This window comes from Protofrankia sp. CiP1_Cm_nod2, from assembly GCF_920664355.1.
Classification (GTDB): Bacteria; Actinomycetota; Actinomycetes; order Frankiales; family Frankiaceae; genus Protofrankia.
Genome location: NZ_CAKKTL010000271.1, coordinates 1 through 434, shown reverse-complemented (window position 1 = coordinate 434; position 434 = coordinate 1).

Here is a 434-nt window from a genome sequence, read left to right as displayed (position 1 = left end):
TGTAGCCGACTGGTCACGGTGTAGCGACGCCGGACGCACTGGACAGCGGACGCAGGACGACAGACACGACATGTGAGACATGGCACATGTCGCGCTCAGCATACCGGGCGTGCCGACACGGCCGTTATCCGTACCGGCGGGCCACCGGTATCGAGTCACCGACACCGGGGCGTGCCGCCAGGCGCCAGAGGGCCTGGATGCGCTCGAGCGTGCCCTGAATCGGCTGTGGGCTAAGCGGCAAGGTTCGGAATGAGCGGTTCGGGGCGGTTCGCATCAGTCCGCAAGCCGCCATCTGGCGTACCGGCGTGCCACCCGTGCCCGGGTAGCCGAGGCTCCCGGCCCGCCGGTCACCGCCCGGTAGGTCCACAGGCCGGCGACGAAGGCGGCGAAGGCGGTGAGCGCGTCGTCCGCTACTGTCCAGCACGCTCGTGTTG